Origin of the sequence: Almyronema sp. (assembly GCF_052168255.1) — a bacterium.
Classification (GTDB): domain Bacteria; phylum Cyanobacteriota; class Cyanobacteriia; order Phormidesmidales; family Phormidesmidaceae; genus Sphaerothrix; species Sphaerothrix epifaneia.
This window is the reverse complement of sequence record NZ_JBQLZL010000080.1, coordinates 17,255-25,737: the sequence shown is the minus strand read 5'-3', so window position 1 is coordinate 25,737 and position 8,483 is coordinate 17,255. Positions and strand designations below refer to the sequence as shown.

The 8,483-nt window shown below is 50.0% G+C and carries 6 protein-coding genes; all 6 read left to right on the top strand.

Features of this window, described 5'->3' with window-relative positions; translation table 11 throughout:
- Positions 1 to 80 precede the first annotated feature (80 nt).
- The 6 genes from ACTS3T_RS18440 (at position 81) to ACTS3T_RS18415 (ending at position 8,186) form a co-directional block, all read left to right on the top strand.
- The gene (locus tag ACTS3T_RS18440; protein ID WP_377960804.1) at positions 81 to 1,292 is read left to right on the top strand and encodes a glutathione S-transferase family protein; all 1,212 of its coding nucleotides are present in this window, start codon (positions 81 to 83) and stop codon (positions 1,290 to 1,292) included.
- 359 nt (positions 1,293 to 1,651) lie between these two features.
- Positions 1,652 to 4,273, top strand: coding sequence for a GAF domain-containing sensor histidine kinase (locus ACTS3T_RS18435; RefSeq protein WP_462935326.1), 2,622 nt, complete (start codon positions 1,652 to 1,654; stop codon positions 4,271 to 4,273).
- Between the two features lie 149 nt (positions 4,274 to 4,422).
- The gene (locus ACTS3T_RS18430) at positions 4,423 to 4,821 is read left to right on the top strand and encodes a VOC family protein (RefSeq protein ID WP_377965606.1); all 399 of its coding nucleotides are present in this window, start codon (positions 4,423 to 4,425) and stop codon (positions 4,819 to 4,821) included.
- Positions 4,822 to 5,044: 223 nt separating this feature from the next.
- On the top strand, positions 5,045 to 5,638 hold the full coding sequence (locus tag ACTS3T_RS18425; RefSeq protein WP_377965608.1) for a sulfite oxidase-like oxidoreductase: 594 nt from the start codon (positions 5,045 to 5,047) through the stop codon (positions 5,636 to 5,638).
- Positions 5,639 to 5,898: 260 nt separating this feature from the next.
- The gene (locus tag ACTS3T_RS18420) at positions 5,899 to 6,654 is read left to right on the top strand and encodes a cobyrinic acid a,c-diamide synthase (protein ID WP_377965610.1); all 756 of its coding nucleotides are present in this window, start codon (positions 5,899 to 5,901) and stop codon (positions 6,652 to 6,654) included.
- Positions 6,655 to 6,965: 311 nt separating this feature from the next.
- Positions 6,966 to 8,186: a hypothetical protein gene (locus ACTS3T_RS18415; RefSeq protein WP_377965612.1), complete on the top strand. Its 1,221-nt coding sequence runs from the start codon at positions 6,966 to 6,968 to the stop codon at positions 8,184 to 8,186.
- Positions 8,187 to 8,483: the final 297 nt, after the last annotated feature.

Sequence of the window (8,483 nt, the reverse complement as noted above, 5' to 3'; positions counted from 1 at the left end):
AACCCAGTGTCAAAATCGGTGTTTGGGGATGCGCTGTTGCCTTCTAAAATTGTAAGGAGCGCTTGCTTTAGAAAAAAGTAATGACATCCCCAACGACGCCCCTCGGCTGGCAAGAACTCGCAGCCCTCGCCGACTTCAAAACCGATCCCATCAACGGGCCAACCAACGCCCAAGCCACCCTGCGCCTCTTTGGTCATGCCGAAGCGGATGTGCGCGTCACCCTCTACCGCGACAACCACGCCTGGTGCCCCTACTGCCAAAAAGTTTGGCTGTGGTTAGAAGAAAAGCAAATTCCCTACCGCATCCAAAAAGTCACCATGTTTTGCTACGGCAAAAAGGAAGACTGGTACAAACGCAAAGTGCCTTCAGGGATGCTCCCTGCGATCGCCCTTGACGATTGCTTAATCACCGAAAGCGACGACATCCTCATCGCCCTCGAAAAAGCCTTCGGCCCCCTCAACCAAGGCATGAACAACCCCCAAGTATTGCCCCTGCGGCAACTAGAGCGACTCCTCTTTAGAGCCTGGTGCGTTTGGCTCTGCTACCCCAGTCGCTCTGCCCAGCAAGAAAAGTCTAGCCGCGAACAATTTACTGGCGTTGTGGCTCAAGTTGAAGCTACCCTCGCCAGCACCCCCAGCCCTTACTTCCTCAGCGAATTTGGCACCGCCGATGTCATTTTTACCCCCTACGTCGAGCGGATGAATGCTAGCCTCTACTACTACAAAGGCTACTCACTTCGCGAGGCCAATCCTGGCTTTTCAGCCTGGTTTGACGCCATGGAAAGCCGCCCTACTTACCGAGGTACCCAAAGCGACTTTCACACCCATGCCCACGACCTCCCCCCTCAAATGGGCGGCTGCTACGACAACGGCGAACTACTCACCCAAACCAATCAGGTACGCGTAGACCAGGGGCCTTGGATGGGGTTACCCGATGCGAAATACCCAGAGCCAGAAACCTCACGAGCCGAAGCTTTACAACGGGTGATTAAGCACCGGGCGAATATTATTCGCGTCAATCCCGCTGACGATCGCTTGTTTGACGAAGCGCTGCGCTGTGCCTTAACCCACCTGATGACTGAAGCCGACTGTCCGCCCCCAGCCGGAACCGATTCAGCTTTGCGCTATCTGCGCGATCGCATCAACGTCCCGCGTGACATGTCAATCTATGCTGCCAAGCGACTGCGCCAAGCCTTAGAAGAAACGGCTGCACTCGCAGGCGATCGCCAGGGTTCTCCTCTACCAACTCATCACCGCCGCGATCAAGACCCGGCTAACTTTGCTAAAGTCTAGGGTCAAGCTGAGAGAAAGGTTTAGAGGATCAGGCGATCGCTGTCAACGCTAAGTTCTGGCTCCAGTGCTTTCCTTAAAAAACTGTCAAACTCTAGAAAAGCGCTGCCTTTTTCCCGGTTATTAGCTAAATGTGACAGATAACATACCTACATCCCAAACCTAACTTTTGAAGTTATAAAATCGATCCAGTCAATCAGGGAATGATCGAAAAATCTGCAGACCCACGCGTCCAAACCAGGCGTTTATTCAGCCAATCTGAATAGTAAACGCTGGGTAAGGCGTTGCCGTTCTTCGTTACTGCCAAGTAACCGCCGGGAACTTTCAAGCAGAAGTGCTCTTTGCCTATTGCACCGCCACGAATGCCTAACTCACCCTTTCTGAATCAGCGGTTTAATGCGCTTCAACAAGCTGCATATCAACTGTCCTCTTGTACTGATCAACTGTTTCTGCAAATTGAGCAGCAACAGACGTTGGCCAGCATCATTGACCGGATCCGCTCGTCGCTAGACCTCAACATCATCTTTAAAACAACGGTCACCGAGATTCGTCAATTGCTCAGTGCCGATCGGGTCGTTGTCTTCCGTTTTCAGCCAGACAACCACAGAGATGCCGGGGAATTTGTCGCCGAAGACGTCGGCGCTGAATTTTCTTCCGTTTTGGCTAGCCAAGCCTCTAGCGATTGCTTCGATTCGCAATTGGCGGCTTTCCGCTCTCAAGCCCATCTCACCCCAGGGCAAGTACAGGCCATTGCCGACATTTACGAAGCAGGGTTGAGCGACTGCCACCTACAGGTTTTCGAGCAACTTCAAATTCGCGCTAATTTAACTGTACCTGTCCTAAAAGGCGACAAACTCTGGTGTCTACTATGCATTCACCAGTGTAGCCATCCGCGCCGCTGGCAGCTTTCAGAAATTGAGTTCGTCCAAAAAATTGCCGATCACTTTACCATTGCGCTCCAACAGGCAGAGTATTTAGACCAGCTTCAAGACAAAGCCACGCTCATCGCCCAGGCTAGGGCGCAAGAAAAAGCCCTGATTCGCCAGAAAGCACTGGTCAAAATTACCAATCGCATTCGTCAGTCTTTAGATTGGGAAGTTATTTGTGAAACCGCCACTGAAGAAGTGCGCCAGTTGCTAGAGGCCGATCGCGTCACTATCTATCGGTTCAATGCAGACTGGAGCGGCAATTTTTTGTTTGAATCAGTTGCCGCCGGATGGAAGCTACTAGTAGGCGCTTCCCCCAGCATTGAAGATACGCACCTAATGGAAACCCAGGGCGGACGCTATGCCCACAACGAAACTTTTGCCGTCACCGATATCTACAAAGCCGGACATTCTGACTGCCACGTCGCTTTGTTAGAAGAATTTCAGGCCAGAGCCTATGCGATCGCCCCTATTTTTAAAGGCGATCGCCTGTGGGGTTTGCTCACCGCTTTTCAAAACGCCGCCCCTCGACGCTGGAAAGCGGATGAAGTTGAGCTGCTAACCCAAATTGGCGAACAGCTAGGTATTACCCTGCAACAAGCCTACGAACAAGAGCAAAAGCTCAACCGTCAAAAAGCGCTAGTCAAAATCACCAACCGCATTCGCCAATCATTTGACTTTGCCGCTATCTGCCAAACGGCTACCGAAGAAGTGCGGCAACTGCTCAAAGCCGATCGCGTCACCATCTATCGCTTTAACCCAGACTGGAGCGGCGATGTTTTGTTTGAATCGGTGGCAGCCGAGTGGAGGCCGCTGGTGGGTGCTTCCCCTAGCGTTGAAGATACGTACCTAATGGAAACCCAGGGCGGACGCTATGCCCACAACGAAACTTTTGCCGTCACCGATATCTACAAAGCCGGACATTCTGACTGCCACGTCGCTTTGTTAGAAGAATTTCAGGCCAGAGCCTATGCGATCGCCCCTATTTTTAAAGGCGATCGCCTGTGGGGTTTGCTCACCGCTTTTCAAAACGCCGCCCCTCGACGCTGGAAAGCGGATGAAGTTGAGCTGCTAACCCAAATTGGCGAACAGCTAGGCATTGCCCTGCAGCAAGCAGAGTCGGTTCGCAAAATTCAAACGCAGTCTCTCGAACTCAAGCAGCTCCTCGAAGAACTGAAGCAGTCTCAGGCTCAGCTGATCCAGAACGAAAAGATGGCTAGCCTGGGGCAAATGGTTGCTGGCGTCGCGCACGAAATTAACAACCCGGTCAACTTTATTTATGCCAACTTGTCCCACGTCAATGGCTACGTCACAGAGTTGCTATCCTTGGCTCGCCTGCACCAGCAATCTCTCACCGCAGCGACAGAGAGAGCAGATGTTCAGGCTCAGGTTGAAAAAATCGACGTTGACTTTATTTTAGAAGACCTGCCTAAAACGCTGTCGTCTATGAGAGTGGGGGCTGAGCGAATTCGTAACATTGTGCTGTCGCTGCACAACTTCTCTCACCTCAACGAAGCTGAGGTTAAAACGGTCGATATTCACAAAGGCATCGACAGCACCCTGCTGGTTTTGAGCCATCGCCTGAGAGTTTGCCAAGACAAAGCGTGCACTACCTCATTTCAAGTAGAGATAGTGAAAAATTACGGCGATATTCCACCCATTAACTGCTATCCGGCGCAACTAAACCAAGTCTTTATGAATCTGCTGAGCAACTCCCTAGATGCGCTCGAAACAGCCGTCACCGCTGGCAAACTCCGTCCGATCCATTCTGATAGCCCTCAACAGCCTAAAATTTGGATCAGCACTCGCCTAAACCAGCAAGACCAAGTTGAGGTGCGTATTTGTGACAACGGCATTGGCATCAACGAAAAAGACGCTGGCAAAATCTTTGATCATTTTTTCACTACCAAGCCAGTGGGCAAAGGCAAAGGGTTGGGGCTAGCCATTTCTAAGCAAATTGTAGTAGAGCAACACGGCGGTACGCTGAGCCTGAATACAGCATCGGGTCAGTATGCAGAATTTATTCTCTGTTTGCCAACTGAGTTGGAACAGCGATAAAGCCGTTTTGTAACTGTTTTTCGCGATCGCCGCCTTTCCCCAGCCGCTTCACCTTAAGCGTGTTACAGCCAATAAAGATTGGCTAAAGTTAATTCGATCTTAGTACAGATGAACTACAATCAAGCATCTGTTCTAGAGGATTAAAAGTCATGAGCGATCGCTTTCAACAGCACGGCGCTTTTAGCTGGTATGAGTTAACCACCTCAGACGCGTCAGCAGCTAAGCAGTTTTATCAAACGCTATTTGGCTGGCAAGTCAAAGATGGGCCGATCAACGGGATGGACTACTCAGTCTTTTCTTTGCAAGGTCAAGACATGGGTGGCATCATGCCTGTTCCACCAGACGCTCCCTCCGGATTCGCTCCCCAGTGGGGCGTTTATATCACGGTCAACGATGTAGATGCTACTGCCAAACAAGCGGCTGAACTAGGCGGCAAAGTTTGTCTAGAACCAATGAATATTCCAGATGTGGGGCGCTTTGCCATGATTCAAGATCCGCAAGGGGCTACCCTTTCTATCATTAGCTACAACTCCCCTGCGGCCTCATAGAGCCTCCTTTACCGGGCAGGCTTTAACCTGCCCGTCCGGTTGCAGCAGCCAACCCTCAAGGCTTACCTATTGCCAAACCCCTAGAAACCAGAGCAGGTTATCAAGTTTATAAAATTGAGCGAAAATGGCCGCCCAAACGTTAGCCCCAACCCGAACAGGCTTCAAGCAGCTAAAAAGTGCAGTAAAGTTCTAATATAACTGGCGGCAGAGTCTTTTTCTTCTTATGAAATTTTTTAGCAAACCTGGCCCAGAACTTGCGGATCGGGTTCCTCCCGGTCAGCACCTCACCAATGGTTTCCCGGTCTTGACGTACGGCGACACCCCCCAAGTCGATACGGCAAATTGGTCGTTTCAGGTGAGTGGTTTGGCTCAGCCTCAAACATTCACCTGGGATGACTTTATGGCAATGCCCCAGAGTGAGTTTACCGCTGACTTTCACTGCGTTACGACTTGGTCTAAGTTAGATGTCAAATGGCGCGGCGTTAAAGTCACTGACTTTATGCAGCAGATTGAAGTTGATCCTAAAGCCGCCCATGTGATGGAGCATTGTTACGGCGGCTATACCACCAATCTGTCCTTAGCCGAATTTGTCCGAGACGACAATTTCTTTGCCCATACGCTTTTTGACCAACCTTTACCCGCTGAGCATGGCGGCCCTATGCGTTTGGTGGTACCCCATCTTTACGCCTGGAAAAGTGCCAAATGGATCAACGGCTTGGAATTTCTAGATCAGCAAGCGTTAGGCTTTTGGGAGCGCAACGGTTATCACCGACGGGGAGAACCTTGGGCAGAAGAACGTTACAGCGATCGCTTTTAGCCAGCCATTTTTTACTTCTATCAAGCCTCAGTAAACTCGCAGAGAGAAATTTACTAAACTTTTTCAGAAACTTCGCTTTGCCTGTAATCTACTGCGTGTGATTAGGGTTTCTTTAAAGTAGGAATCCTGGCTAGATCAGAGTTGTGCCTCAGCACTCTACTGAGAAACTTGAGCCAGGAATGCTCCCGGTGCCTATCATTTCCTGACTGGTAGTTTCAAACTGAACGCAAGCGATGCATTCTCTAAGTCAGTTACCGCTTATGAAAGAAACGGATACCGTTCTAGGCACCTTACCGATAAAAGCAAAAGAATGGATTGAAAGCCTACCGTGGGAAAAGCGACGTTATGTTCTGTCGCTATGCCACTTAATGTGTGCAACCCCACCTGAACTACAGGCTGAGTTTTTAGATGAATATACGGCTGACGGTCTGATTTCTCGCATTATTCAAGATCGAGATACCCAGCAACGGGTCAACAGCCATCTACGGCAACTTCATATTAAAACTGAACTCAGTACAACCATTATTCGACGCTATATTCGTCAGTTTTATGTTCACTCTGCGCAAGATATGCGCCAGCAACCAGGGCTTTATTTAGAATCGGCGCTGAAACTGGTGGCTAGCACAGAAGAGCGTAATAGCGTTTTTAACTATATTTTGGGTTTTGAGCTGATCAAGCTGATGTTTCGCATGAGTTGGTCGCAGCACGAACGGCTCTATCGATTACAAATTAGTCAAGAAGACTTTATTCGCCAATATATTCGTCCGATTCAGTATGCTCATCGCATCAACGGGCTGATTGTGCCCAAAGACGAAGGGCTATTTTTTGCCCGTCGGGCTTATTTTGTCCAAATTCCGAAGATTTCAGGCAAGCGTTTGACTGAGCTGTGTATGGCTACGTTTTCCACCGATATTGTCACAAACTTTGGCTTTTCTATTATTCGCCACCCTAACTCCTTTCAATTTGACTACGCCTATATTTATGAGTCAGAGCCGACTGAAGCCATCCTAGAATAGGCGTGGTTATACCAGGTCGTCAAAAAAAGGCCCAGGTATTCAGTACCTAAGCCAGGAGTTGAAATCATAAAACGCAAGTTTCAGGATACAAGAAAAGGCGGCTGTAAAGAGTATTAAAAATCACAACCGCTCTGATTAGATTGTTTTTATAGCTCTAGCCACAGGTTGAGTTTCTTAAATGGTTGCAAATCGCTGATAGAAAACCTTTCCTTCTGCCCTTTGCCCTTAGCCTTGTGCCTTTAGTTATCACCCAATCGTCTCAGCGTTTTAGCCAATAACAACTTGTTAGCCAATTGAACGGTACCCACTCATTGAACCTACTGCGTTACTGGACTTGGCTGGTTAGCTGCTTAGTGGTTGTGGGGATTGCCCCTAGCACGTTTGCCAGCGCCCATAATTTTGCGGAAAACCCAAGGCGCGATCGCTGCCTTCAAGCCCCTTCAGCCCAACTTGAAGATCGGCAAGACGCTTGCCAGTCCCTTAGCGGTGAAGCGGTTACCCAACCAGCACGGCCTCAGCTAGAGGCGGCTCCGCTTTTGCTAGCTGCGCCTGAAAATCTCAACCCCGGTCTGTATGAACCACCCGTCGCACCTCCCGTAGAAAGCCCTGCCGAAACGCCTAAAGAACCCGACGAGGCAATATCCGCAGACACCCCAGACGCTGCCCCCTGGCTAGACATAACTGCTCTCACCGTTGATTTTAAGGACGATACGAGCAGCTTTGATCAAGATAATCGGCTACTCGAACCTGTTATCTATGGACGTTTGCGCAATGGCGATCAGGTGCGCTTTGGTACGGGTTTGAATCAATTTCGCCAGCCCAACATCACACCCGTGACAAACATTCCTCTACGGCTTGGCTGGCAGCGGCAAATGGGAGAGGTGGCGCTGGATGTAGAAGCTAACCTTGAGCTTTTCGATCGCTTACCCGCAGCAGCCGGGTTTGAAGTCAACGCGTCTGTACCTTTGGGCGATCGCGCTCAGTTGTCTTTTAACACTGCCTACGGCCCTTATAAGTTCAACGCCACAACCTTAGAAAACCAAATTACGGCTTGGCGCTATGGGCCACAGCTATTTTGGCAAATAGACCGCCAAACCAGCTTTTTCTCGTCCGTACAGTGGGGACGCTACAGCGATGGCAACCGCGAACAGCAATCCTTCAGCCGCTTAGAGCGTCGCTGGGGAGACTTTTCGATTGCGGCTAATTTATTCAATTGGCGCTACCAGGAAGATGTAGAAGCGGTGAGTGGCTATTTTTCTCCCGTAGATTTTTTAGTCTTTAATGGCGAAATTGCTTGGCAGAAAGAGATGTTTGATTTTCTGCGCTGTCGATTGGCAGGAACCTTAGGCCAGCAGCGATCGCAGGGAACCTGGACAAACGCCTACAGCTATCAGTCTAGCTGTACGGTTCTTCTTTCAGAAACCCTTGAGCTAGACATCAATTACTTGTTTAACAACGTGCGCAGCCAGTCTAGTGCAGGTAGCGATTCTAGCAACCAGGTGATTAGTAGCCAGCTAAGAGTCCGCTTCTAAGCCCTCCACCACAAGCTTTCTCTGGTTTAGCGCCGTATATGGGCATGCTATGAACGAGTCGATCGCAAGCTGGGTCAACAGATTGTGGTATCTCCCTTACCCTCTTTTTTAGTCTCTCTCCGCTCTCCGTTATCTCAGCGCTTTGCAGTCTGGATGTTCAGCACTGTCATGGGGCTTGAGGGGCTGCTGTTGCTGCCGCTTTGGCAACAGCACGCTAACAGTTTGCAGCAGCAGCTAGAAGCAACGGCGCTAGCAGCGATTTACCCCCGCTTAGTTGCCACAGACGCTACAGACGCT